Source organism: Marivita cryptomonadis (assembly GCF_002115725.1).
GTDB lineage: Bacteria > Pseudomonadota > Alphaproteobacteria > Rhodobacterales > Rhodobacteraceae > Marivita > Marivita cryptomonadis.
The window spans coordinates 102,012-125,564 of record NZ_JFKD01000014.1; the positions used below are offsets into that span (position 1 = coordinate 102,012).

At 57.2% G+C, this 23,553-nt stretch carries 25 protein-coding genes and 1 pseudogene; 16 read left to right on the plus strand and 10 right to left on the minus strand.

Going from position 1 to position 23,553, the window contains the following annotated elements:
- Nucleotides 1–34 precede the first annotated feature (34 nt).
- From MCRY_RS15720 to MCRY_RS15730, 3 genes are read left to right on the plus strand one after another with little or no spacing between them, the layout of a single operon-like run.
- Nucleotides 35–982, plus strand: coding sequence for an ABC transporter permease (locus tag MCRY_RS15720; protein WP_085631593.1), 948 nt, complete (start codon nt 35–37; stop codon nt 980–982).
- Nucleotides 979–2,862: a dipeptide/oligopeptide/nickel ABC transporter permease/ATP-binding protein gene (locus MCRY_RS15725; RefSeq protein ID WP_171045999.1), complete on the plus strand. Its 1,884-nt coding sequence runs from the start codon at nt 979–981 to the stop codon at nt 2,860–2,862. Before MCRY_RS15720 ends, MCRY_RS15725 begins: the two co-directional genes overlap by 4 nt.
- Entirely contained in the window at nt 2,859–3,818 is a 960-nt protein-coding gene (locus MCRY_RS15730) for an ABC transporter ATP-binding protein (RefSeq protein ID WP_085631595.1), read from the plus strand. The genes MCRY_RS15725 and MCRY_RS15730 overlap by 4 nt, the downstream gene beginning before the upstream one ends.
- Before the next feature lie 269 nt (nt 3,819–4,087).
- Here MCRY_RS15730 and MCRY_RS23425 read toward each other — a convergent pair.
- Nucleotides 4,088–4,475, minus strand: a pseudogene (locus tag MCRY_RS23425) (transposase); the annotation flags it as partial.
- 630 nt (nt 4,476–5,105) lie between these two features.
- Between MCRY_RS23425 and MCRY_RS15740 the strand changes: the two are divergent.
- From MCRY_RS15740 to MCRY_RS15755, 4 genes are read left to right on the plus strand one after another with little or no spacing between them, the layout of a single operon-like run.
- Complete coding sequence (locus MCRY_RS15740; RefSeq protein ID WP_085631599.1) at nt 5,106–6,530, plus strand: TadA family conjugal transfer-associated ATPase; 1,425 nt, start codon at nt 5,106–5,108, stop codon at nt 6,528–6,530.
- A gap of 4 nt (nt 6,531–6,534) precedes the next feature.
- A complete protein-coding gene (locus MCRY_RS15745; RefSeq protein ID WP_171045997.1) occupies nt 6,535–7,527 on the plus strand; it encodes a type II secretion system F family protein in 993 nt (330 codons plus the stop codon).
- Nucleotides 7,524–8,495 (plus strand): type II secretion system F family protein, encoded by a 972-nt coding sequence (locus tag MCRY_RS15750; protein WP_085631602.1) that lies wholly within the window; start codon nt 7,524–7,526, stop codon nt 8,493–8,495. The genes MCRY_RS15745 and MCRY_RS15750 overlap by 4 nt, the downstream gene beginning before the upstream one ends.
- Before the next feature lie 8 nt (nt 8,496–8,503).
- A complete protein-coding gene (locus tag MCRY_RS15755; RefSeq protein WP_085631604.1) occupies nt 8,504–9,811 on the plus strand; it encodes a pilus assembly protein TadG-related protein in 1,308 nt (435 codons plus the stop codon).
- On the opposite strand, the gene MCRY_RS15760 is transcribed toward MCRY_RS15755, so the two are convergent.
- The 6 genes from MCRY_RS15760 to MCRY_RS15785 are packed head-to-tail and all read right to left on the minus strand — an operon-like array spanning nt 9,812 to nt 14,602.
- Nucleotides 9,812–10,225, minus strand: a complete 414-nt coding sequence (locus MCRY_RS15760; protein ID WP_085631606.1) for a TadE/TadG family type IV pilus assembly protein — start codon at nt 10,223–10,225, stop codon at nt 9,812–9,814.
- The gene (locus MCRY_RS15765; protein WP_085631608.1) at nt 10,222–10,692 is read right to left on the minus strand and encodes a TadE/TadG family type IV pilus assembly protein; all 471 of its coding nucleotides are present in this window, start codon (nt 10,690–10,692) and stop codon (nt 10,222–10,224) included. The genes MCRY_RS15760 and MCRY_RS15765 overlap by 4 nt, the downstream gene beginning before the upstream one ends.
- Nucleotides 10,689–11,894 (minus strand): CpaE/TadZ family protein, encoded by a 1,206-nt coding sequence (locus MCRY_RS15770; protein WP_085631610.1) that lies wholly within the window; start codon nt 11,892–11,894, stop codon nt 10,689–10,691. The genes MCRY_RS15765 and MCRY_RS15770 overlap by 4 nt, the downstream gene beginning before the upstream one ends.
- Entirely contained in the window at nt 11,891–12,829 is a 939-nt protein-coding gene (gene cpaB / locus MCRY_RS15775) for a Flp pilus assembly protein CpaB (RefSeq protein ID WP_085631612.1), read from the minus strand. Before cpaB (MCRY_RS15775) ends, MCRY_RS15770 begins: the two co-directional genes overlap by 4 nt.
- Before the next feature lie 10 nt (nt 12,830–12,839).
- On the minus strand, nt 12,840–14,186 hold the full coding sequence (locus tag MCRY_RS15780; protein WP_085631614.1) for a type II and III secretion system protein family protein: 1,347 nt from the start codon (nt 14,184–14,186) through the stop codon (nt 12,840–12,842).
- Nucleotides 14,186–14,602, minus strand: a complete 417-nt coding sequence (locus tag MCRY_RS15785) for a tetratricopeptide repeat protein (protein WP_138487518.1) — start codon at nt 14,600–14,602, stop codon at nt 14,186–14,188. The genes MCRY_RS15780 and MCRY_RS15785 overlap by 1 nt, the downstream gene beginning before the upstream one ends.
- Nucleotides 14,603–15,045: 443 nt before the next feature.
- On the opposite strand from MCRY_RS15785, the gene MCRY_RS15790 reads away from it, so the two are divergent.
- From MCRY_RS15790 to cpaB (MCRY_RS15810), 5 genes are all read left to right on the plus strand, one after another.
- Complete coding sequence (locus MCRY_RS15790) at nt 15,046–15,234, plus strand: Flp family type IVb pilin (RefSeq protein ID WP_085631618.1); 189 nt, start codon at nt 15,046–15,048, stop codon at nt 15,232–15,234.
- A gap of 60 nt (nt 15,235–15,294) precedes the next feature.
- A complete protein-coding gene (locus tag MCRY_RS15795; protein ID WP_085631620.1) occupies nt 15,295–16,593 on the plus strand; it encodes a TadA family conjugal transfer-associated ATPase in 1,299 nt (432 codons plus the stop codon).
- Complete coding sequence (locus MCRY_RS15800; RefSeq protein WP_085631622.1) at nt 16,590–17,393, plus strand: type II secretion system F family protein; 804 nt, start codon at nt 16,590–16,592, stop codon at nt 17,391–17,393. Before MCRY_RS15795 ends, MCRY_RS15800 begins: the two co-directional genes overlap by 4 nt.
- A 439-nt stretch (nt 17,394–17,832) precedes the next feature.
- Nucleotides 17,833–18,246 carry a type II secretion system F family protein gene (locus tag MCRY_RS23625; RefSeq protein WP_409645579.1) on the plus strand — a complete coding sequence of 138 codons (414 nt, stop codon included), beginning with the start codon at nt 17,833–17,835 and terminating at the stop codon, nt 18,244–18,246.
- Between the two features lie 60 nt (nt 18,247–18,306).
- Entirely contained in the window at nt 18,307–19,002 is a 696-nt protein-coding gene (gene cpaB, locus MCRY_RS15810) for a Flp pilus assembly protein CpaB (RefSeq protein WP_085631626.1), read from the plus strand.
- A 64-nt stretch (nt 19,003–19,066) separates the two neighbouring features.
- On the opposite strand, the gene MCRY_RS15815 is transcribed toward cpaB (MCRY_RS15810), so the two are convergent.
- Entirely contained in the window at nt 19,067–19,915 is an 849-nt protein-coding gene (locus MCRY_RS15815) for a fumarylacetoacetate hydrolase family protein (protein ID WP_085631628.1), read from the minus strand.
- 312 nt (nt 19,916–20,227) lie between these two features.
- Between MCRY_RS15815 and ihfB the strand changes: the two genes are divergently transcribed.
- From ihfB to MCRY_RS15830, 3 genes are read left to right on the plus strand one after another with little or no spacing between them, the layout of a single operon-like run.
- The gene (gene ihfB, locus MCRY_RS15820) at nt 20,228–20,509 is read left to right on the plus strand and encodes an integration host factor subunit beta (protein ID WP_085631630.1); all 282 of its coding nucleotides are present in this window, start codon (nt 20,228–20,230) and stop codon (nt 20,507–20,509) included.
- A gap of 6 nt (nt 20,510–20,515) precedes the next feature.
- A complete protein-coding gene (locus tag MCRY_RS15825) occupies nt 20,516–20,866 on the plus strand; it encodes a lipopolysaccharide assembly protein LapA domain-containing protein (protein WP_085631632.1) in 351 nt (116 codons plus the stop codon).
- Between the two features lie 8 nt (nt 20,867–20,874).
- Nucleotides 20,875–21,531 carry a phosphoribosylanthranilate isomerase gene (locus MCRY_RS15830; RefSeq protein ID WP_085631634.1) on the plus strand — a complete coding sequence of 219 codons (657 nt, stop codon included), beginning with the start codon at nt 20,875–20,877 and terminating at the stop codon, nt 21,529–21,531.
- Nucleotides 21,532–21,617: 86 nt separating this feature from the next.
- Here the strand turns inward: MCRY_RS15830 and MCRY_RS15835 are convergent, their stop codons facing one another.
- Both MCRY_RS15835 and MCRY_RS15840 read right to left on the minus strand, forming a co-directional pair.
- A complete protein-coding gene (locus tag MCRY_RS15835) occupies nt 21,618–22,664 on the minus strand; it encodes a quinone-dependent dihydroorotate dehydrogenase (RefSeq protein ID WP_085631636.1) in 1,047 nt (348 codons plus the stop codon).
- Nucleotides 22,661–22,996 carry a DUF952 domain-containing protein gene (locus MCRY_RS15840; protein ID WP_085631657.1) on the minus strand — a complete coding sequence of 112 codons (336 nt, stop codon included), beginning with the start codon at nt 22,994–22,996 and terminating at the stop codon, nt 22,661–22,663. Before MCRY_RS15840 ends, MCRY_RS15835 begins: the two co-directional genes overlap by 4 nt.
- A gap of 163 nt (nt 22,997–23,159) precedes the next feature.
- On the opposite strand from MCRY_RS15840, the gene MCRY_RS15845 reads away from it, so the two are divergent.
- The coding region (locus MCRY_RS15845) for a metallophosphoesterase (RefSeq protein ID WP_176234515.1) at nt 23,160–23,553 on the plus strand (394 nt) is incomplete at its 3' end.

Sequence of the window (23,553 nt, forward strand, 5' to 3'; positions counted from 1 at the left end):
TGCCCCACCCATCACATGCACCCGCGGGGCGACTGTGACCGGCTATATTCTGAAGCGACTACTTTCTGCGGTTCCGGTTCTGATCGGGATCACTATCATCGTGTTTCTGATCATGGCGATGATCCCCGGAGACCCCGCCACCGCTATTCTGGGCAGCTACGCCACGCCAGGCAACGTGGAAAAGCTCAATCGTGACCTGGGTCTCGATAAGCCATTGGTGCAGCAGTATGTCATCTGGCTTGGTAATATGCTGACAGGAGATTTCGGAACGTCTTTCGCACTGAACCGACCTGTCCTCGACGAGGTTCTTGAACGTTTTAATGCAACCCTGGTGTTGGCGGGCACAGCCTTCGTTTTGTGTTCGTTCCTTGGTGTGATCGCGGGTGTGATTTCTGCGGCGAACCAATATGGCGCGGCCGACAAGGGCATCACGTTTGTGGTGCTTCTTGGGATTTCGATTCCGTCCTTCTTTCTTGGGATGATGATGATCCTGTTCTTTGCCGTGAATCTGCGATGGTTTCCGGTTTCGGGCATGTGGCCTATCTATGGAGATCGCACCTTGGGTGTGTTGCTGAGCCATCTTGCCATGCCTGCAACGGCATTGGCCGTCGTGGCTACTGGTGTCATAGCGCGGCTGTCGCGGTCAGCGATGCTCGAAGTGCTGCGGCAGGATTTCATCCGCACGGCCCGTGCCAAAGGCGTGCATGAGCGCGGTGTGATCTGGCGTCATGCGCTCAAGGCGGCGTTGGTTGCGATCATTCCCGTCCTTGGCATTCAGGCGGGTTTCGTGCTGTCCGGCGCAGTCTATATCGAGATCGTTTTTCAGTGGCCGGGCGTGGGACGGATGCTGGTCGATGCTATCCTGAAACGTGACATCCTTTTGGTGCAGGGTGGGGTTGTTTTCGTCGCCGCCTGCTATGTGGTGTTCAATATTGTGGTGGACGTGGCGCAAAGCCTTCTCGATCCACGGATCAAGACATGATCGCCTTCATCGCTTTGCTTGCGCGCAACCGGCTCGCGCTGGTGGGTGGTATTGTGCTTGTGCTGGTCGTGTTGCTGGCCCTGCTGACGCCACTGCTGCCCTTGGCTGACCCAGATGTGACGAACACGTCCAATCGCTTCCAGCCGCTGTTTTCCGAAGGCGCGCTTATGGGCACGGACCATCTTGGCCGGGATCTGCTATCGCGTCTTATGTGGGGGACACGATTGTCGCTTGCGGTGGGGTTTGCCGCCGCAATTGTTGCGGCCACCATCGGTGCGGCAGTCGGGATCATTGCCGGCTATTACGGCGGACGCACCGACAACATCATCATGCGCGGTGTCGATATGCTGATGGCCTTCCCCTACATCCTGCTGGCGCTGGCGATCGTTGCGGCGTTGGGGCCGGGCCTATTGAATGCGCTGATTGCGGTTGCTGCGGTAAACGTGCCATTCTTTGCCCGCAACATCCGAGGCATCACTGTCGGTATCGCCAACAAGGAATTCGTCGATGCCGCGCGTCTTGCCGGACTATCCGACAAGCAGATCATTCTGTCCGAAGTCCTTCCCAATGTGGTCCCAGTTATCGTCATCGCCATGTCCACGACGATTGGCTGGATGATCCTTGAGACCGCAGGGCTGTCTTTCCTTGGCCTTGGTTCTCAGCCGCCGCAAGCCGATCTTGGCTCGATGCTGGGCGAAGCGCGGTCGGCGCTGATCACTAACCCGCACACATCTATCGTTCCGGGTATGATGATCCTGATCATCGTGATGTCGATCAACCTGCTGGGCGACGGCGTGCGCGACGCGCTTGACCCCCGGTTGAAATCTGGCGCTTTGTCACGCCCAATGGCGGCGACGCGTGTCGACAGGGCGCACCAGCCACCAGAGGCAGAGGGAAAAGGACTACTTGAGGTCAAAGCACTGGAGACCCAGTTTCATGTCAAGGATCGTATCTATCGTGCCGTGGGTGGTGTCGATCTACATGTGGACAAGGGTGAATGCCTTGGCATCATCGGCGAAAGCGGGTCCGGGAAGTCGGTCACGGCGCTGTCGATCATGGGGCTTGTCGCTTCGCCTCCCGGTATGATCACCAATGGTGCGGCCTATTTCGACGGTGAAGACCTGATCGGCATGCCATACGGCCGTTTGCGTGACATGCGTGGTCGGACTGTCTCGTATATTTTTCAAGATCCGCTTGCCACGTTGCACCCGCTCTACCGGGTTGGTGACCAGTTGATCGAGGCGATCCAGGCCCACCGTCGCATCGACAAGGTTGCAGGGCGCGACAAGGCGATTGACCTTCTGAAAGCCGTGCGCATCCCTAATGCTGAGAAGCGCATCTCGGACTATCCGCACGAGATGTCGGGTGGGATGCGTCAAAGGGTCGGGATCGCAATGGCATTGGCCAATGATCCCGACATCATCATCGCGGATGAGCCTACAACCGCGCTGGACGTGACGGTGCAGGCGCAGGTTCTTACAATCCTTGACGACTTGCGCCGCTCGCGTGGGTTGGCGATCGTTTTCATCACCCATGATTTTGGCGTGGTCGCACAGCTGTGTGATCGTGTGGCAGTGATGTACGCTGGTCGGGTTGTCGAAGAGGGCACGACCACAACCATTCTCGATGCGCCCCGCCATCCTTATACCGCGCGGTTGATGGCGTGTGTTCCGGAACTGGGCGGCGGCAAACGTCGGCTCGAAGCGATCCCCGGCCTGCCGCCCGTTGTCGACAAACTGCCCGAGGGCTGTGCGTTCGCGGATCGCTGCGACCGGGTGCAAGAAGGGTGTCGTGAGGGAAACATAACGTTGGACCGAGTTGGAGGTCATGGGGTGCGGTGTCTTTATCCTGTGGGACAAGACAGGGAGTTTGCGGAGTGACCGAAGCACTGAAACTCACCGAGCTTTCGAAAACCTTTCCGGTTGGCCGGTCGCTGTTCGGCAATTCGACAGGGTCGGTCAAAGCAGTGAACCCTTTGAATCTGTCGGTGCAGAAAGGTGAGACTCTTGGCCTTGTCGGAGAGTCGGGCTGTGGCAAGTCGACCCTCGCGCGGATGCTCGTCGGTTTGCTTGAGCCGACCACTGGACAGATCGAGATCGAGGGTGAGGCGCTTGACACGGCTGACCCTGCAGCGTTCGGCAAGCGCATCCAGTACGTTTTTCAGGATCCGATTTCCTCGCTCAATCCGCGCAAGACAATCCGGCAGATTATGGAAGCGCCCCTGAAACATCTTTACAAGATGCCTGCGATCGACCGCCGCCTGCGCATCAACGAGATATTCGAGAGCGTGAACCTGCGTGAAGAATTCCTCGATCGCTACCCTCACGAGTTTTCGGGAGGACAGGCGCAACGGATCGGGATCGCACGTGCGTTGGCGGCCAATGCCCGCATTCTTATCCTCGATGAGCCTGTCTCTGCTCTTGATGTATCCGTGCAGGCTCAGGTGCTGAACCTACTGGCCGATCTGCGCCGGACCTTCGATCTGACCTACCTGTTCATCAGCCACGATCTTGCAGTGGTAGAGGCCGTCAGTGACAGGATCGCGGTTCTTTATTTCGGGTCCGTGGTCGAAATTGGCCCGGCCGAAGAGGTCTTTGCGGCACCGCGGCATCCCTATACCAAGTTGCTGGCTGACAGTGCACCCGTGGTTGGCAGGCCACTGACACCGCCGGAAGCGGAAGGCACGGAATTGCCCGATCCTTTGAATCCGCCCAAAGGATGCGCTTTTGCTGCACGCTGCCCAAGTGCCACGGACATTTGCCGCAAGGAGACACCGCGACTGTCGCCAATCGGTACAGCATCGGAAGTGGCCTGCTTTCATCCGCGGTCTGCTTAAGGGCCACTCTCCGTGGAATGTCCGGGTATCGTTTTTGGCGCGGACAACAACGACGTCGCCTGCAAGCTGTTCGAGACGGTCAAGAACTTTGGGCAGCGAAAACACTTCGTTTGATGTCCATTTTAGAAAGATGCTGCCCTTCGATGGCTTGACGATCACCAGCCCTTCAGCGGCCAAGGTGCACAGTGCTTTGCGGAAAGGGATGCGGGACACGCCTGTTTGATCCCTGCGGGATCGCCCTCGGTGCTCGGGTGTCCAGTGCACGCTTGCAGCCACTTCGATACGCGCCGGTAGACGCCTGCATCGATCCCAGCCAAAGCGCAGGCCTGTGTCTGATTATGTCGATTGTCTTTCATGCTCAGGTCGCAGTGGTGCCTCGAGATCTGGGCCTCGAAAGTTTTTTCCAAGCATGCCCTTGAGCGTCGACACATCCATCATTTGCTCTGCCAGTACCCTTTTGAGCTAGGCATTCTTTGCTTTAAGTGAATTCGACTTTTTGGCGTCAGACATTTCCAGACCGCCGTACGTTGACCGCCATTTTTAGTACGCCGCGTCGCTTACACCGTGCTTGCGGCATAGCCCTTTCGCGCCAAGCCCGGTCTGATGCTCTTTTAATATCCCAATGATCTGTTCATCGCGGAAACGGCTTCTCTTCATTGTCTGTCTCCTTGTTGGAGAACAGGCCAACTCAAAACACCGGTCTTTTGAAGGGGGGCGGTTACCCTTGATCCCATTGCGGTGTTTTGCGCGTCCCCGGCACGGGTGAAACCTGCGTAGACGCCTTATATGAGGCATTCCGTATATCTGGCCGGCACCCGGGTGTGTTCAGCTTCATCCAGTTCAGTGCGCGCGATGTCGGTAAGATGTCGATCCTTCGGGTTCTGCGGCCGGTATGCGATCGGAACCAGCCCGACGTGCTGCTCCCCGTTGTTGCGTGAGGCAGGCTAAGACGCTTGCGACGTCAAGACCGATGGACAAACAGTCCCTTCGTCTGCAATGGTTTAACGGCAGATGCCTGCGGTCAACATGTGTTTGTGTGACGGCAAGGTGGCGAGGCGTGTCGAAGCGTTTTGCGCATAGCGCGATATCGACGCGGATTTGGCAATCATGGGCTCTGCGCCGTGATGAGTGCACCGGCCGTATCCCGTAAGATCACCCGGCGTTTCCCGTTCATTGTGAACAGTCACCAGACGGATGGTTTTGCGCGTGTCACGGGTGGGTGGCGTGCAGCCTTGGTTTCTTGACGTGTAAACAGGATGGCCTTGCGGCCTGAAAAGGAGAACAGCCATGGCGTTTGGGCGGGCGCATCGTGTCGGAACCATGCCGAAATCGACCTCGGTCAAGCCTCCGGTGGTGCCGGAAAAGCCGGACACTGACCGGTCTGCCACATCTGCCTCGAAGGAGAATAACGAACTTTATGCCATTATGGACGAAGTGCGCGGCGCCTTGGTCGAAATCATCGATGCCAAAGAGCTTGACCATCTGGCCGCTCAGGACGCTCGGGTCGAGATCGCAAAAGCAATCCGCAGAATTCTCGCGCGGCGGCCAGCGCCCTTGCCGTCATTCATGGTGGACCGGGTCGTTGATGAACTTGTCGATGATGTTCTGGGCTTCGGTCCATTGGAGCCGTTGCTTGCGCAGGATGATCTGACCGACATCATGGTGAACGGCCCGAAGGACGTTTATGTCGAGTTGGGCGGGCGCATCCAGAAGGTCAATGTTCAGTTTCGCGACGAAACCCATCTTCTGAACATCTGTCAGAGGATCGTGTCTTTGGTTGGGCGTCGTGTCGATGAATCCTCACCAATATGCGACGCGCGCCTACCGGATGGATCGCGGGTCAACGTGATCGCGCCGCCGCTTTCGCTCAAGGGGCCAACGCTGACGATCCGCAAGTTCAAGAAAGACAAGCTGACGCTCGAAGACCTTGTACGCTTTGGGTCGATCACGCCGGAGGGTGCCGAGCTCATTCGCGTGATCGGTCGCACGCGCTGCAATCTGATCGTTTCGGGAGGGACCGGTTCGGGGAAAACCACCTTGTTGAATTGCATCGCGGCTTTCATCGATAGGGATGAGCGCGTCGTAACCTGCGAGGATTCCGCGGAACTACAATTGCAGCAACCGCATGTTGTGCCTTTGGAAACCCGCCCGCCCAATCTTGAAGGTGAGGGTGAAATCCGAATGCGGGATCTGGTGAAGAACTGTCTGCGGATGCGCCCGGATCGGATCGTCGTCGGCGAAGTGCGCGGCGGCGAGGCCTTTGATCTTTTGCAGGCTATGAACACGGGCCATGACGGGTCCATGGGCACGGTGCATGCCAACTCTCCGCGCGAGGCGATGCGTCGGCTTGAGACCATGATCACCGGCGGCGGGTTCAATCTTCCAGCCCGCAACATCCGCGAAATGATCGCCAATTCGATTGACGTGATCATTCACGCGTCGCGCCTGCGCGATGGGCGCCGGGTGATCACCGACATTACCGAAGTGCTCGGGATGGAGGAGGATACCATCACCACACAGAGCCTGTTCTCCTATCAGATTGAAGGAGACGACGGGGAGGGCCATGTCGTCGGTCGGCATGTCGGCGGAGGTGTCACACAGCCAAATATCTGGCCACGAGCGGTTTATTATGGCGAACAACAGCGCCTTGCGGACGCGTTGCAAGTTGCGAATGCGCATGTGTCGCCAGACAAGTCTTTCGGGATGGTGTGACGCAATGGGCCAATTGCAGTTTGATCTTTACAACCTTTTGACCAGCCTTGTTGTATTCCTGACCGCGCTTGCCGTGCTCTGGATCGCGATGTCCAGCAGGCGATCATCCTCTGGGCAATTGGAAGAGCGGCTGAACCGCTTGGGTTTCTTGACGGACCCGGTAGAAGGTGATGAGACCCAAGAACAATTGCATGCACGCGAAGCAATGCAGCGGGCCTTGGCTGAACTCGATACGTTAAAAAATCGCGATGGCCGGTTCTTTCTCACCCGTCTTTTGACCCGGTCCGGAACCGAGCGCACTCTGGTCCGGCATATTATTCTCAGCTTATCCATTGCGGTGGTACTGCAGCTTGTTCTTATGCTTTTTGACGTTCCTACGCTCCCTGCAGTGGGTATCGCTTTCGCAATCGGGATCATTGGACCGATCCTGCATCTGCGACGTCTTTCAAAGCGGCGCATGCAGGTTTTTGCAAATGAACTGCCCGGAGCTCTGGACCTCATCGTTCGGGGTATTCGGGCTGGGTTACCATTGCTGGAATGTCTGCAAATGGTGGTCGAGGAATGGAACGACCCGTTGAAGCGGGAATTCATGCGCGTCACGAATGATATGGGTATGGGGTTGAGCATCCGAGATGCGATCGTGCGATTTGCCGATCGGGTGCCTGTGCCGGAAGCCCGATTGTTTGCCATCGTGATCTCGTTGCAGGCCCAATCTGGCGGCAACCTGTCCGAGGTGCTTTCGAACCTTGCGGACATGCTGCGGGAAAAGGCCAAGCTGCAAAGCAAGATCCGCGCGATGACGTCCGAAGCACGGACCTCTGCGTGGATCATCGGATCAATTCCGATCTTGCTCATCGGCGCTGTCTCTGCCTTGTCCCCGGATTTCCTCGCGCCGCTGTTCGAAACAGAGACCGGCAATGTCATTCTTGTTTTCTGTGTCGGTTGGATGGTCACAGGGTTCGTCGTGATGCGTGGCATGATGCGGGTAGAGATATGACCGCTGCATCAAACATGCAGATGTGGTTTGGCGGTTTGTCCGTCATCAATCTCGGCGTGGCTCTTGCCGTCGCTATGGCGATTGCTGTTGTGACATTGACGCTTTCTGCGCGTCCGAGGTTGGACCACAAAGCACGCGCCATAAGTCAGAAAAACACGGTAACCAAGCCTGTGGACATCTTGCTGCGCCATCCGGTGCAATGGTTGGCGGCGCAGGCCGTCTTCGTCGAACTGCGCCGTTCGGTCATTGACTGGATTTCCGAGCACGCGATCCTTGGCGAAGCCGAGTTGCTTCGATTGCGGCAGGCCGGCCTTCGAAACCGCAGAGCCACGATCATCTATTTTGAAGGCATGCGGATAGTTCTTGCCCTTGCCGCTGCAGTGGTCAGCCACGAGGTGGCCGCGGGTTTTGGCATCTTGGACAGAAATCCGCTATTTGGATACGGGTTGATATTGTTTGCTTCGGTGGTCTGTCTTTTTCTGCCCAGTCTTTACCTGCATGTGCGTACCCGCCGTCGCCGACGGGAGTTCGAGATGTACTGGGACGATGCTATCGGGCTATTGATCATTTGCCTTGACGCCGGTTTGTCGATCGAAGTCGCCTTGCGTCGCATCGCGCGGGAGTTGGCGCCAACAGCGCATGTGCTTGCAGAAGAGCTGATCATTACTGTTACTGACCTCGCGCTTCTATCAGAGCGCAGACATGCCTACCTGAACCTGTCCCAACGGATGGACCTTCCAAGTGTGAAATCCGTGGTTATCGCTCTGATCCAAGCCGAAAAGCAGGGGGCTTCCATCGCCAATTCTCTGCGCGTCATCTCAAGCTCGAGCCGCCAGGTGCGGATTGCCAATGCCGAGGAAAAGGCCGCGGCTTTGGGGCCCAAGATGACCGTGCCAATGATCGTTTTCTTTCTTCCGGTGATCTTTGTGGTCATCATTGCGCCGATCTTCCTTTCTTCAGAATTTTGAAAGACACCATGCTGCGACGTTTCCTGACATCCGAAAAAGGCGCGACGGCGGTTTATTTTGCATTGCTCGCACCGGTTCTCATTGGTTTTGCCGGGCTTGGCAGTGAGGCGGGACTGTGGCTGGTGACCGAACGCAAATTGCAACATGTGTCTGATCTTGCCGCTTATTCTGCAGCGACGCGGGGGATTTCGACCAACGATACCGCTGTGATCAGGGCGTCAGCCGAGGCCCGCGCGCAGTCGTCCGGGCTAAGAGCCACGGATACAATGGTGATCAATATTCCTCCGGCGACCGGGCCCAATGCCGGTCGGCCCGGTTTTGTCGAGGTGACGGTCGAGAGGACGGTCAGCCGCTATTTGACCGCGATTTTCCCCGGGCAGGACGAAACCGTGACGATCGGCACCCGCGCCGTTGCGGGCGCCATCCCCGGAAGCGGTGAACCTGTATGCATGCTGGCCCTGTCGCCTGCCGCGAACCCGGCCTTTCAGGTCGGCGGTTCGGGTTTGGTGAACGTGGTCGGCTGCGGATTTGCGTCCAATTCAAATGCCGATACAAGTTTTGAAATGCAGGGTGCCAAAGTCGAGGTGACGGGGTCGTGTCTTTACGCAGTCGGCGGTGTGGATGTGACCGATGGCCTGACATTGACCGACTGCGACGAGCCGCAGCTCTTGCAGCGCCCCGCCCCTGATCCCTATGCGAACTTGCCCATGCCGACATCGGCGGATGTCGCGAGTTTGACCCGGTTGTCGTCCTCCGCCATTGGTGCAGGCACCTTCACTCCGAGTGAGTATCTTCTGGCGTACCCGGACCTGCCGGTAGCACTTTTCGATGGTGGCCTCACACTGAACGACACCACGACACTGAGCGCTGGCCTTTATATCATCGATGGGGGCACGTTTCGCATCAATTCCAAGGCAGAGCTGACCGGAACAGGGGTCACGTTCTATCTGATGAACGGGGCGAAGTTGGTGGTCAATGGAGGGGCGGATTTGGACCTGACCGCCTATGATCCGCTTGATCCCGGTGTGCGTCCCGATCCCTTTGCCGGTATTCTGTTTTTCTCGGATCGTAGTGGAGCGTCGGTGTCTCATTCGATGTCAGGCAATTCGGATTCTGCCATCAATGGCGTCATCTATTTTCCGAGTGACACGCTGACTTACACTGGAGATTCCAGTTCGTCCTACCCTTGTCTGCAGATCATCGCGGGCGTTCTGGAAGTCTCGGGCAACGGGACGGTCACGATAGGCTGTCAACCGAACAGACCACCGGGTGCGCCACCGGTTGAAGCCGCGCTGCGGGTTCAGTTGATTGAATGATCAGTTGGCTACAATCACAGTGCGCTCAAAGCTGAGTGGAACGGCGTCGATGACCAGCTCTGGAACCACACTTTGAAAATCGTAGTCCACTGTCAGACGAATGGTCTGAAAGCTGTTTGTTCCTGCCTGTGCGGCGACCGCGCCGACGGTGACGGTGAGGCGCAGTGGGTCGCCAAGAAACAGGTCGTCGACAATTGCTGAAGACAACGTGGCTGTGGAGGTGGACGGTACTATGTAGAGCTGCCGCGCTGCTGCATCGGTTGCATAGGTCAACTGCTGTTGCATGAAGAGCAGACGGCCGATTTCGATGATGCCGAACGTGAACATCAGAAGTGGAATCGCAATTAGCGCAAATTCAAGCGCTGCCGCGCCTGATGTATCTTTGATGAACCGTTTGCGTGCGTTGCGTATCACCTGACCTGCACCCGCAACGTGCTTGCGATCAGACCCTCGGTCCCGAAGCCCGGCAACAGTGGCTGGTAATTCATCTGGACGTCAACCTCGATCACGACCTCCCAAGGCAGACCGGTCGAGATGCAGAGCGCGGCCTGCGAGGTGGTACAATTCTCGATTTCCGCTTGGCCGGGGCACAGGCACAAAAGCCGTACTGTCCCGGCATATGTGTCGCCACTGATCGGTGCGCCAAGGTCTGTGATCGCGGCTTGCAACGTGGTGTCCAGTACCGTCAGGCTTTGTGTGAACAAGGCCGCTTCAGCGGTTTCGCGGGCGACCTGGTTCAGCCGGGCCTCTTCGATCGCCCGAACGCCAAGATTTGCCATGCCGACAAACATGAGCAGCAAAACGGGTGCAATCAATGCAAACTCTATCGCCGCAGCGCCGGACTCGCGCCGCAGCGCTATCCAAATCCAACGAAAGGTCATGTCTGCTTTCGACCGAACAGCGAGGTCCAGAACTGTTTTACTTTGCGGTCCTGTTGTTTTCGCCGCACCCCGGCAAGGCCTTCGACAAAGCTGAAGAGGTCTTTGAGGTCGCTTGGAAATGGGGTCGTTTCCGCAACTGCCTTGCCGGCTTCGGCCGCTGCTATGGCCGTTTTTCCGAAATCGCCAACCTTAACGAGGTGACCGCCTTTGGCTGTTTCCGAGAAAAGCCTGGATGAGATCAACGACTCTGTGGCAGGTGACCATCGATTGATCACGATGTCAGCGGGTGGCAGATTTTGCCGCAGGTTTGCAGCGAGCGTTTCGATGTTGTGCAGGGTTTGGTAACTGCCCAGATCTGCCATCGAGACCAGCATCGTGTGTTCGCTCATTGCCAGTAATTTGCTGTGAAGCAGGCTCCAACCACTTGGCATGTCAACAATGATGAAATCCGACAGGGTCCGCGCCTGGTCAAGAATGTCCACAAAGTGATCCATGTTGACCGAAAAACCCGGCTCCAGACTTGGAGGTGAACACAAGATTTGCAGGCTGGTCGATCTTTCATGAGCCAGCTTGGTGATTTCCTTGGGGCTGATCGACTTTGGGTCACGCAATAGTTCGCGAAGGCCACGTACCGGACTGAGATCAAAGGTCAGGGTGGTTGTTCCGGTGAACAGATCGAAATCCAGCAGTAGGGCTCGCTTTTCTGGAAGCTGTGATATCAACGCTGCCGTGTTTTGTGCGATCGTCGATCCACCGCTGCCACGCCCGCAGCTGAAGACCGTGACAAGCGCGCCGGCCTGTCGGTTTTCTGTATGAGAAAACGTGCGACTGATACTTCCCAAAAGTAATTCGGGCGTAACCGGCGTAAAGAGATAATCCGCGCCACCCTGATCCAGTAGCCTCCGATACCGACTAATGTCATTGTCCGAGGAAATGATGATCAACTGTGTCGTTGCTGCACTCACTTCTGCAAGACGTTCCAAATCCTCGATGGGGCCGTCATGTTCGAGGATCAAGAGTTCGGGTGTGCCTCCGGAAGGATACTTGTTGATGATCTCGTCGATATCACCGTCAAAAGCATTGTACTGGGCGCGGGACAGCAAAGTGTGGTCCTTGAGGTCCTGTAGAACTGTCAGCACCTCGGGCGTTTTTGCAAAGGTCGCAATTGTGGTGCGCGGTATGAAAAGCGATTGCGTGCTCATGGCACATCCACGATCGTCGTCTGGCCACCAGAAATGACGCGGACGGACCGCTTGGGGGGCGTTGGCTCACTTTCTTCGGGCTCGATTTCGACTGCTGCCGGTTCTGCGGGTTGCTGAGGTGGTTCGGGCGGCAGTACGACCGGTTCAGGGGCAGGTGGCTCTGGTTTCTCAAATCCCAGAATGGAAACAACACGCGACGGTCCGTGATCGTCAATTGACCGCAGTGCCAAAGACACTTGCCCGCTGGCGAGAGCAGAGAATAGGACTTCGGCCTCTTCCTCGGTCATTTCAAGTGTGATCGTGTCACCAGTCATGTTGATTTCTGCGGTGCGCGATGCCGCGTTTTCCTGCTGATCTGCGGTTTGAAAGGTGACGCGACTGGTTGGGGTGTCGCCGATCGCCAGCACACGGATGTTTTCGAGAATGGTCTGAGAAAAACTCCCGGCGCGACCGTCTCTGTCGAAATCACCCGAAACAGTGTGAATAAGGTCGATGCGATCTTCTGGCAGGATAAACCCTCCAGCCAATTTCTGTGCGGTCACCGAAAGCCCAACCGCGCGTGTTCCCGGTGTCAGCGTCAAGGCCATAAAGCCGGAGGCCCGGTCCACGAGATCATCCGGCCGTACGATTTCCCCGGCCAGCACATCGCGCCGCACCAGCTTGCCCACGATGTCCGACGGATAGGGCGCATCTTCTGTTTCCGACGTCAGCGTGGTGGCTGACACCGCGCTGCGCAATTGCTCCTGCCAGATAAGACTGGACGCGTCGACAATGGTTCCACGGGGCATATCGCGATTGAACACGAGAACGCGCACAGTGTCCGTCTGAGTGATCTCTGTCGGTTCGGTAACGGGTGTGGGACGCGACAGCTCCAGCAGGCCGAGAGTCCCAACTCCAGCCACAAGAGCAACGAGGATGATCAAGAGACGGCGCATCTTGTTCCGTTCAGTGGTTTGGCAGAATGTGGCCGAACGTTCCGGTCACGCCAAAGCCGCTTTTGAAGCGGCGGGTCATCTCGTCGGCGCTGTCCATAGCGCCAAGTAGAAAAACCTCGGCATCGGAAACGTCACCGCTTTGAAGCGTCGGGTCGCCCATGATGTTCTGTTCCGAGGCATTGTTCACGAGGTAGGGTGTGACCAAAACAACCAGTTCGGTCTGGTTTTGCTGGTACGCGGTCGACCGGAACAGTGCACCTAAGATCGGCACGTCCCCCAGCCATGGGTACTGGCGCGCTGAGCGGACACTGTCGCTTTGGAGCAGCCCTGCAATGGCAAAACTTCTGCCGCTGACAAGTTCGATCGTGGTGTTCACTTTGCGGGAAACGAAGGCCGGGTTGTCATTGACCCTCCGGGTCCAATCGACCTCGCTGACCTCAGGTTCAATCGCGATGCGCACCGTGCGGTTTGGCAGGATCTGCGGCGTGAACGCCAGCTTTACGCCGTATTCCCGGTAGGATGTTGTGGTTTTCCCGTCGGCATCCGTGCTCACGATAGGGACTTCACCACCGACCACGAAACTGGCCGTCGATCCATTGATCGACACAAGCGTCGGATTGGCCAACCTGCGGGCCAGCCCTTTGTTTTCAAGCGCCTGCAAAAGAATGTTGATCGTATAGTCGCGGTTGTTGAAGTTGAAGTCTATCGTGTCAGTGATGACGCCAAAAGGTGCACCATTGGTGCCGTCCATGCCCTGTGGATTGGGGAATGTGTTGATCCCAAGTTCTTTGCCGCCATTGCGTGACAGCTCAAGGATGTTGACCTTGAGCATGACCTGACGTGGATCGGTGATCTTTAATGCGTCGATCACATCGCCTTCGCTATAGGATTCAGCCACGTTTCGGATTTGTGCGGCCTCGGCTTCGTCGCGGACCGTCCCCGACAGGACAAGCCGCCCGTTGACGCTTTGGACCCTGACATTCGATCCCGGCTGAAGATCGTCGATGATCCGCTGCAAGGGATCGAAGTTTTCCTGCACGATAACAGAGAGAACCCGCCTTTGCCGACCGTCGACATCCCTAAGCAAGACTTTCGTGGAGCCTGCCGACAAAGGCGTAATGGCAATGCTGCGAGCAGACAGCAAAGCCATATTCGCGACTTCGTTATTTCCGATGATCACATCGGAAAGGTCGAAATTCGTTTCCACAACATGCGCGTCGCCAATGGACAATGAGATGACTTCGACAGGTTGCGCACCCGCAGGCCGGGAGACCACCACACACAGAAAAAGCAAAGCGAGGACCGCGATGGTGTGCAAGATGGTCTTGCCTGTGACTATGCGCGCGCTGTTGTTCATCAGAGTGGCGACACCTGTTTCAGCATTTTGCGATTGTTGCGGATCGTATCGTTCTTGGGGGCGCGGCGTTCTGCTTCGGCCAGATAGGAGTTGGCCTTGAGAAGGTCACCGCGCAGCATGTAGGAATAGCCCATGTTGTTGAACAGCGTCGCTTGATCTGTGCTTTGTGCCAGCAACAGCTCATAGGCTTTGTCAGAAGTCTGAAAATCGCCTTCCATGTCCGCTGCAATTGCAAGCGCCATTAACGCGCGCTGATCGCCGGTCTTGAAGGGGTTTGCCTTGAGCAGTTCCGCTTTGGCGGTTTTGAAATCCCGGACGCTGATCAGGGAGATCCCCCGGTCGATATGCTGCCGTGTGACTTGGGGGTCGGGTGGTGCAAAAATGCCACCATCGGCACAGCTTGCCAGCAAGGTCACAAGGGCGACCGCTTTCAAAGACCCGAATAAAGTTCGCCTGATACCGGAAACCAAGGTGAATTGGCTTTCTTTTCATTGGGGCGAAGGTGGTACAGGGAACAAAGGGAAATAGAGGATTTACTCGTCAGGATAGCCTTGCCCGATACAGATTTATCCACAGGATTCTAGCTTAGCGCTGGGTTTCGCGCAAGCCTTAGCAAAGATACATCCCCAAGGAATATTAAAGACTTGAGTGACCAACTGCCGCACATTCCGTCTTCTGTTGCCTGTGGATAGAAATCTGCTTAGGCTTGTTTCAAAGAGCCTACGGCGTGGAGTGACGATTTCTCTTTTTGACGGGTGCTGCCGGTGCTTGACCGATTTCGTGGTGTGACGAGTCTCACGGTTTGAAGCTGGACCCGAGTGCGGCAATGGAATTGCGCGCACCACAAAGGAGAATAATTATGCTCATCCCTTTTCTGAGAGCTAAACTTCGCGAGTTCGTTCGCAATGAGAGCGGCGCCACCGCGATTGAGTACGGAATCATTGCGGGCTTAATTTCTATCACCATTATCGCAGGCGCAACTGCAATTGGTCCTAAACTGGCAGACGTGTTTAACGATATTGGAACTGCACTGCCTGCTGTTGATTGACTTTAGGAAGCCATTCTTAATTTCTCTACGCGAGGCAGTAGAGTGAAAGAGTAGCCGCCAGTGCAACACAACTTCGCCATTCTCAAACAACGCGTCTTCCTTGACGTGATTGATCGGATCGACGCAGCAGGTTTGCTGCGTCGTCCGCTACCCGAGGCGAGGGCAGGCGTGTCCACCGCCCTAAAAGACGTGCTGGCGCGCAATCGCCAAACCGTGTCCGATGTCGAATTCGCCCGACTGCTGGACGACATCTGCGATGACATGCTGGGCTTTGGCCCGTTGGAGCGGTTTCTTGTCCGAGACGACATCGCCGACATCATGGTCAACGGGTTCGACAATATCTTTATCGAGGTGAATGGCCGGGTTGAGAAAACCGATGTGGCATTCCGCGATGACGAACACCTGATGAATGTCTGTCAGCGCATTGTCAGCCTTGTGGGGCGACGGGTCGATGAAAGCAGTCCGATCTGCGATGCACGCCTGAAAGACGGATCGCGGGTCAATGTCGTCATCCCACCACTCGCGATTGACGGTCCGGTTCTGACCATTCGTCGCTTTACCAAACAACGCCTGACTTTGGATGACATGGTCGGGCTGGGCACGCTTAGCCAGCCGATGGCGGACCTTCTCAAGGTGGTCAGTCGATCCCGGTGCAACATCCTGGTGTCCGGGGGCACGGGTTCGGGCAAGACGACATTGCTGAACGCATTGACCGGTTGGATCGCCGTCGAAGAACGTGTTGTCACCTGCGAGGACACGGCAGAGCTGCAATTGCAGCAGCCGCATGTGGTGCGGATGGAAACGCGCCCGTCCAACACCGAAGGGCTGGGCGAAGTGACCATGTTCCAACTGGTCCGCAATTGCCTGCGCATGCGCCCCGACCGGATCATCGTCGGCGAAGTGCGCGGCCCCGAAACATTGGACCTTTTGCAGGCCATGAACACCGGCCATGACGGGTCGATGGGGACGCTTCACGCAAATTCCCCGGATGAAGCATTGTCGCGGATCGAAGCCATGGTGATGATGGGGTATGGAAACCTGACATCCGAGGTGATCCATAGGCTGATCACCGCTTCGGTTAACATTGTCGTTCAGATCGAACGGTTCCGCGACGGAACGCGAAAGATCACCAGCATCAGTGAAACAGTTGGTCTCAAAGACGGGCGCACCGTCTTGCGCGACTTGATGCGGTTTGAATTTGATGCAGGCGACGATGAAGACGACGCGATCAGCGGAAGTCACTGCACGGTGTTCGACGGCAAGCCCTCGATTTATCAACAGGCGCGCAAACATGGTGAACATCGCCGTCTGATGCAGGCTCTGGCAGATGGCCGCGCCAATCCGGACGAAACCGCATGACAGACGCTGTGCCGATCCTGTTGGCGATGATCGCCGTAGCCTCGGCAGGCGGATTTCTTTATGTGACCCGCAGATCCGACCCCCAACCCGTTGCCGACCTAGGCAAAGTCAAAAGCGCCACATGGTTGATCGGTTTTGCCGTCTTGGCAGCGGCGCTCGTCGCGGTGGTGTCTGAAGGTAACGTTGCCCTGTCTGCATTCGCGGCCCTGATCGCGGTCTTGAGTGTCTTGCAATGGCGGTTATACCAAAAGCGAAAATACGACGCGGCGTTCTCTCGTCAGTTCTTGCCCGCGCTCGAAGTCATCGTGCGAGGGTTGCAATCCGGGATGCCGTTATTGTCGGCCTTACAGGTGGTTCAGAAAGAAATCGGCGGCCCAGTCAGTGTCGAATTCAAACGTTTGCTGGACGACCTTTCCTTGGGAATTCCAATGTCGCAAGCTGCCGAGAGGTTCGCGGCGCGTATGCCTGCACGCGAGGTGGTGTTCTTTGCGCATGTGATCGGGGTGCAACATCGGACCGGGGGGCGTTTGTCAGAAGCTTTGGGCAATCTCGCCGATACTTTGCGCGCACAACAGCATTTCGCCCAACGGGTCCGAACACTGAGCCAAGAGGCGCGGAGTTCGGCGGTGATCATTGGCGTTATCCCGCTTTTCGTTGCGTTCGGGCTGTTCCTGCTGAGCCCCAGCTACATCACCGTGCTGTTCACCACCGGAACTGGGCAGATTGTGGTCCTTCTGTCGTGTCTCTGGATGGGGGCAGGGGCTTACATCATGAAGCGGATGGTGCAGATCGATGCCTGATCTGACATTGATCATTCCTGCCCTGCTTGCCTTTTGTGCCTGCGCAAGCGCAGCGGCTGCCATCCTGCCCACTTCGGCACGCGAGCAGTCGCTTTGGCCGAACACGGATGTCAAAGGCCGCATCTTTGCGATCCCAAGTCTTGCTGCACTGGAACGGGATTCTGATCTTGTGCTGCGCTTCAGGCAGGCCGGTTTGCGCGACCGTGACCATGTCAGGCTATACTTGGTTCTGCGGTTCGCATTGCCAGTCATGGCAGTAGCGGCGGGCTTGGCGTTTGTGCTGATCCTGCCCGGCCAAGACAGATCGGTTGTATGGCTTGCAACCTTTCTCTTGTTTCTCGCGGCAATCGGCTACGTCCTTCCTTCGATTTATATCCGTCAGCGCGCAGCGCAGCGTAAAGAAGCGATCCGCCGCGAATGGCCGGATGTTCTCGATCTGATGCTATTGTCAGTTGAGGCCGGGATGGGGCTTGATGCTGTTTTGGATGTCGTGTCCAAGCGCATCGTGTCCAGTGCACCTTTCGTTGCGGAAGAACTGGAGATCACACTTGCTGAACTCAATTATCTGTCTGATCGCAAACTTGCGCTATCGAACCTTGCGGCTCGGGTCGATCTGCCTGCAGTTTCGCTGGTCGTGACCGCGTTGATCCAGGCAGAGCGCTATGGAACGTCGATTGGGACAACCTTGCGCAATACGACGCGGGACCAACGGGTCAGCCGATTGGCCGATGCGGAACGCAAGGCCGCAGCCCTGCCACCGCAACTCACGATTCCTATGGTTTTGTTCTTTTTGCCGGTTCTTTTCGCGGTGATCTTTACGCCCGGAATTATTCTTTACTTGATGGACACGTGATGCAGACAGTCATGCCGTGCCTTGGCGTCTGGCCCAACACCAAACTTTGAAAGGCGAGCAATGCGATTGTTTCTTGCAGTTTTGGCACTGGTGTCAGGTGGGGCCGCTCTTTGGCTTTGGGTCGGCGCTCCGAAGGTGCAGACACCGGTTTCTCAAGTCATTCAACAGGCCGCCGAAGACGTACCAGTCTCGGTTGTTGCTCTTGTGGCGACGCGCAGCCTGCCTGCGGGAACCCGCGTCACGGAAACCGATCTGGAGTGGGCCAACTTGCCGGTTCGATCTGTGCCAAGCGGAGCCGCCCTGCAAGCCTTGATCCCGGATGCCGAGGCCCGAATGGTCGGTATGGTTCTGCTGCGCGATGTCGAACAAGGTGATGCCATATCGTGGGGCGATATGGCGACAACGGCCACAACCCGACTTTCCGAGCGCATTTCGGAGAATATGGTCGCGTTTGCAATTGTCGTGTCAGAGGCGACCGCAGTTGGGGGGCTGGTGCGGCCTGGTGACCGGGTCGATGTATTTCAGGTGCAACGCGGTGGGCCGGCCACCGAAACCACGTTCATCAACATCGGCCAAGATCTGCGTGTCCTCGCGGCAGACCAAACGATTCAGCCGTCGAGTGATGTGCCAGCAATCCCGCCACGGACTCTCACACTCGAAGTCGACATGGCCCAATTGGAAAGGCTTGGCCGTGCGCAGGCAGAGGGCGGTCTTCTTGTCACACTGAAGCCAAAGGTTGATCTGCCCAGACCCTAACGTCTGGGCAGATCATTGTACTGGAAGAACCGGCAGGTAGGCTGGCCCTAGGCTTCGCCTGTCGTCAACCGAGTGCCGCGATGCAGGTCTGGAGCTGTTCGCCCAAGCCCTCGATGCTCAGCACCATGCTGTCACCTTCACCAAGATAAACTTGCGGTTTTTGACCCATGCCGACGCCCGGAGGCGTGCCAGTTGCGATCACGTCGCCCGGGTGAAGCGTCATGAACTGGGACAGATGCGAAATCACGGTTGCCACCGAGAAATGCATCGTGCGGGTGGAGCCATCCTGCATGGTCTGGCCGTTGACTGAAAGCGACATAGCGAGGTTCTGAGGATCGGCCACCTTGTCCGCTGTCACTAGCCAAGGACCCATCGGCGCGAAGGTATCGTGCGATTTGCCTTTGACCCACTGGCCCGAGCGGTGAAGCTGGAAGTCACGTTCGCTGACGTCGTTCACGATGCAATAGCCTGCAACATGCGACAGGGCGTCGGTCTCGGACACGTATTTTGCGCGGGTCCCAATCACCACGCCCAGTTCCACTTCCCAGTCCGTCTTGGTTGATCCGCGCGGGATCTCGATGGAGTCGTTGGGGCCGCAGATCGACGAGGTGGCCTTGAAGAACACGATGGGTTCCTCGGGCAGTGCCATGTTGGCCTCGGCCGCGTGGTCAGCATAGTTGAGACCGATTGCGATCAGTTTGCCCACTGAACCGACACAAGCGCCGATCCGCGTATCGGGATCGACACGGGGCAGGGACGTGGGATCAATCGCGCGGAGGCGATCGAGTGCTTCGGGCGTGACCGTCGTGCCGGTGATATCATCGACATGGGCAGACAGGTCCCTGATCTGCCCGTCGTCATCCACCAGCCCGGGTTTCTCAGCGCCAAGCTCTCCGAAACGCAGCAGTTTCATGGGGTCTCCCTTTCGTATTTGGTTGCGCTTAATGAGCCAGCGAAGCTGTCGGAAGTCCAGAGGTTGGACCAGAATTCAAGGGTGATCTCAGGCGGCAATCACGCGAATCGTAATGCAACTTACACACAGGCGCGCGCATGCCGAACGCGGATTTTGAACCAAATCGCCCCGGCGCCCGCCTTGGAACGGCTTAATTTGGCTTAACTTTCTGCCAAACGCGCAAACGCCGCGGTTTCCGTCTTGGATTGTCGTGCGTATACTCGACCGAAACAAAAGCACGGAACGGGCGTGTGGCCAGAGGGATGTGAGACGATGATACGGTCTGAGTTGATTCAAAAGATTGCTGACGACAATCCGCATTTGTACCAACGCGATGTCGAGCGGATCGTGAATACCATATTTGAAGAAATCATCGACGCCATGGCACGTGGAGACCGGGTCGAGCTAAGGGGCTTCGGCGCGTTTTCGGTCAAGAAACGCGATGCCCGGACCGGCCGCAACCCGCGTACCGGCGAGGCGGTCGAAGTGGAAGAAAAGCATGTGCCGTTCTTCAAGACGGGCAAGCTGCTACGAGACAGATTGAACGGGAAGTAAAAACTGATGCGATACATTCGCTATGCATTTCTTGCGGCACTGGCCATCGCGCTGGTGTCTGTTGCACTCGCTAATCGTGGCATTGTGATGCTGCAACTGCTGCCATCGGGGCTGTCTGATCTGGTTGGGATGAACCGATCGATCGAATTGCCGCTTTTCATCGTGATCTTTGGTGGCATCATCGCAGGCCTGTTGATCGGCTTCGTGTGGGAATGGCTGCGCGAGCACAAGCATCGGGCCGCTGCCTCTCAACGTCAGGCCGAGGTCAAGCGGTTAGAACGCGAATTGCGTCGCACGAAAGCAGAGCGTGACAAAGACAAGGACGAAGTTCTGGCTCTTCTCGACGAGGCAAGCTGAGCGGTTCCATGACCCTAGGCATTCGCGTTAAAATCTGCGGGTTGACCCGACCTGAAGATGTGTCTGCTGTAGCGGATGCGGGCGCAGCCTATGCCGGTTTCGTGTTCTTTCCCAAAAGCCCGCGCAATGTGACCATCGAACAGGCGCGCCATCTGGCGGTTGAAGTGCCGGTCGGCGTGGCCAAAGTTGCCTTGGTGGTGAACGCCGATGATGCTCTTTTGGATGCGATCACCGCAGCGGTCCCATTGGACATTCTGCAATTGCACGGGTCGGAAAGTCCCAAGCGTGTTTCCGAGGTGCGCTCCCGCTTTGGCTTGCCGGTGATGAAAGCAGTTGGCGTGGCGGACCAGGAAGATGTGGCGGCGCTCGATCTCTATGCCGAAGTGGCGGATCAGATCCTCGTGGATGCCAAACCTCCCAAAAACGCAGATTTGCCGGGCGGCAACGGAGTGTCCTTTGACTGGCGGCTGATCTCGGCGCGGCGGTGGTCAAAGCCGTGGATGCTGGCGGGCGGCTTGACACCCGACAACGTAGCCGAGGCAATTGCCCTGACCGGGGCGAAACAGGTGGATGTGTCGTCTGGTGTTGAAACCGCGCCGGGCGTCAAGGACGCTGGGGTGATCCAAGAGTTCATTCAGGCGACGCGCGTGCCGGTCAAGCTCTAGCAGACGCGTCAGGGGTTTCCTTGGGCGAAAATCTTTTGGCTCTTCCCCAGACCCAGAGATATTTGTGAAACACAGAAGGGGTTGGGTCAGGTTGCGGACCCGACCGCTTCAGCGACCGTATTAAATCCGTCACGCTTGAGCAAAGCATCCAGTCCGTTCGCGATCTTCGGCACGAGGCTCAGCCCCTCATAAGTCAGCGCAGAGTAGAGCTGCACCGCCGAAGCGCCCGCCTTGATCTTGGTGTAGGCGTCTTCTGGAGATGAAATGCCGCCGACGCCGATGATTGGCAGACGGCCTTCGGTCGCGCGGAAGAGTTGTGCTAGCACGCGGGTGGATTTCTCGAACAGGGGGCGTCCGGACAACCCGCCTTTTTCGGGTGCGTGCAGCGATGCGAGGCCCGCGCGATCAAGCGTCGTGTTTGTGGCAATCAGCCCATCGATGCCCGAGGTCAATGCGACTTCCGCCACATCTGTAATTTCCGCCTCGCTCAGATCCGGCGCGATCTTGAGGAAGATCGGAATCGGACAATCCAGCGCGTTGCGGGTGTCCATCACACCTGCGAGCAAAGCCGCGAGCGCCTCTTTGCCTTGCAGGTCGCGTAGTTTCTCGGTGTTGGGCGAGCTGACATTGACGGTGGCGAAGTCTAGATGTGCCGCGCATGTGGCCAGCACCGTTGCGAAATCGCCTGCGCGGTTTTCGCTGTCTTTGTTGGCGCCAAGGTTGAGGCCGATGATCGCGTCGCTGGGGCGCTGTTCCAGGCGTGTTGCGATGACCTTCATCCCGTCATTGTTGAAACCGAACCGGTTGATCACGGCGCGGTCTTCGGTCAGTCGAAAAAGGCGCGGTTTCGGGTTGCCGGGTTGCGGGCGAGGAGTGGCGGCACCCACCTCGATAAAGCCAAAGCCGGCGCGTGACAGCGGGCGCAGAGCGGTTGCGTTCTTGTCAAAGCCTGCGGCTAGGCCCACCGGGTTTGGCAGGGTGAGACCCGCGAAAGACGTGCGCAGGCGCGGGCTGGTCACGGTGCCAACAGACGGCGTCAGCCCAAGCTGCAGGGCTTTGATCGCCAAACCATGTGCGGTTTCCGGGTCAAATCGGTGCAGCAGCTGCAATCCGGCCTGTTCGAACATGCTCATGTGATGTCGTCCGGGAAATCGTGACCGCTGCCCTGCATCGGCAAAGGTTTGGCCCAGACCACATCAGCCAACCGCAGGGGGCCATAGAGATGCGGGAACAACGCGCCGCCACGGGATGGTTCCCACCGCAGTTCACCGGCCATGGTGTCTTCATCATATGCCAAGAGCATCAAACCTTCGGTGCCTGAGAAATGCTTGGTTGCCGTTTCACGTACCTGTTCGGCAGTCGAGAAATGCACATAGCCATCGGATATGTCGATCGGCGCGCCGGAGGTTTCACCGTCGGACTGCAAGGCGGCCCATTCATCAGAGCGGAGGATTTTATAGATCATGGCTTTGGATGTGCCGTTTGCGCGTCGCGGCGTCAAGCGCTGTCATCTGCCTGTTGAAGATGCGGGCCATGGGCAAATGCGTCTGTGTCCCTAGCGTAAGTTTTGACTCCCCCTGCGCGGCGATGCACGATTGCGCCATAACAATCCGACAGAGGGGACTCACATGTCTTACCGACTACTTTCAAGTGCTGCAGCGCTGGCTTTGACTGCTGGTGTGGCACAGGCCGATTACACGCTGCATGTTATTCACATCAATGATTTGCACAGCCGCATTGAACCGATCAACCGCTTCGATTCGACCTGCTCCGCCGAGGACAACGCCGAAGGAAAATGTTTTGGGGGTGTCGCGCGGGTCAAGACGATGATCGACCAGCTTCGTTCTGAACTGGATGGCCAGAACGTCATCGTTTTGGATGCAGGTGATCAATATCAGGGCTCGTTGATGTACACGACGTACAAAGGCGACGTCGAAGCCGAGATGATGGAGAAGATCGGATTCGACGTTATGGCCGTCGGCAACCACGAATTCGACGATGGCGATGAAGGCCTGCTCACCC

Coding starts and splice junctions, on each gene's coding strand:
- MCRY_RS23625 (WP_409645579.1), top strand. CDS start 17,833: ATGCTATTGTCAGTTGAGGCCGGGATGGGGCTTGATGCTGTTTTGGAT.
- MCRY_RS15755 (WP_085631604.1), top strand. CDS start 8,504: ATGCTGCGACGTTTCCTGACATCCGAAAAAGGCGCGACGGCGGTTTAT.
- cpaB (WP_085631612.1), bottom strand. CDS start 12,829: ATGCGCCGTCTCTTGATCATCCTCGTTGCTCTTGTGGCTGGAGTTGGG.
- MCRY_RS15840 (WP_085631657.1), bottom strand. CDS start 22,996: ATGATCTATAAAATCCTCCGCTCTGATGAATGGGCCGCCTTGCAGTCC.
- MCRY_RS15830 (WP_085631634.1), top strand. CDS start 20,875: ATGACCCTAGGCATTCGCGTTAAAATCTGCGGGTTGACCCGACCTGAA.
- MCRY_RS15780 (WP_085631614.1), bottom strand. CDS start 14,186: ATGAACAACAGCGCGCGCATAGTCACAGGCAAGACCATCTTGCACACC.
- MCRY_RS15770 (WP_085631610.1), bottom strand. CDS start 11,894: ATGAGCACGCAATCGCTTTTCATACCGCGCACCACAATTGCGACCTTT.
- MCRY_RS15790 (WP_085631618.1), top strand. CDS start 15,046: ATGCTCATCCCTTTTCTGAGAGCTAAACTTCGCGAGTTCGTTCGCAAT.
- MCRY_RS15835 (WP_085631636.1), bottom strand. CDS start 22,664: ATGAGCATGTTCGAACAGGCCGGATTGCAGCTGCTGCACCGATTTGAC.
- ihfB (WP_085631630.1), top strand. CDS start 20,228: ATGATACGGTCTGAGTTGATTCAAAAGATTGCTGACGACAATCCGCAT.
- MCRY_RS15825 (WP_085631632.1), top strand. CDS start 20,516: ATGCGATACATTCGCTATGCATTTCTTGCGGCACTGGCCATCGCGCTG.
- MCRY_RS15745 (WP_171045997.1), top strand. CDS start 6,535: ATGGGCCAATTGCAGTTTGATCTTTACAACCTTTTGACCAGCCTTGTT.
- MCRY_RS15740 (WP_085631599.1), top strand. CDS start 5,106: ATGGCGTTTGGGCGGGCGCATCGTGTCGGAACCATGCCGAAATCGACC.
- MCRY_RS15815 (WP_085631628.1), bottom strand. CDS start 19,915: ATGAAACTGCTGCGTTTCGGAGAGCTTGGCGCTGAGAAACCCGGGCTG.
- MCRY_RS15765 (WP_085631608.1), bottom strand. CDS start 10,692: ATGACCTTTCGTTGGATTTGGATAGCGCTGCGGCGCGAGTCCGGCGCT.
- MCRY_RS15725 (WP_171045999.1), top strand. CDS start 979: ATGATCGCCTTCATCGCTTTGCTTGCGCGCAACCGGCTCGCGCTGGTG.
- MCRY_RS15800 (WP_085631622.1), top strand. CDS start 16,590: ATGACAGACGCTGTGCCGATCCTGTTGGCGATGATCGCCGTAGCCTCG.
- cpaB (WP_085631626.1), top strand. CDS start 18,307: ATGCGATTGTTTCTTGCAGTTTTGGCACTGGTGTCAGGTGGGGCCGCT.
- MCRY_RS15750 (WP_085631602.1), top strand. CDS start 7,524: ATGACCGCTGCATCAAACATGCAGATGTGGTTTGGCGGTTTGTCCGTC.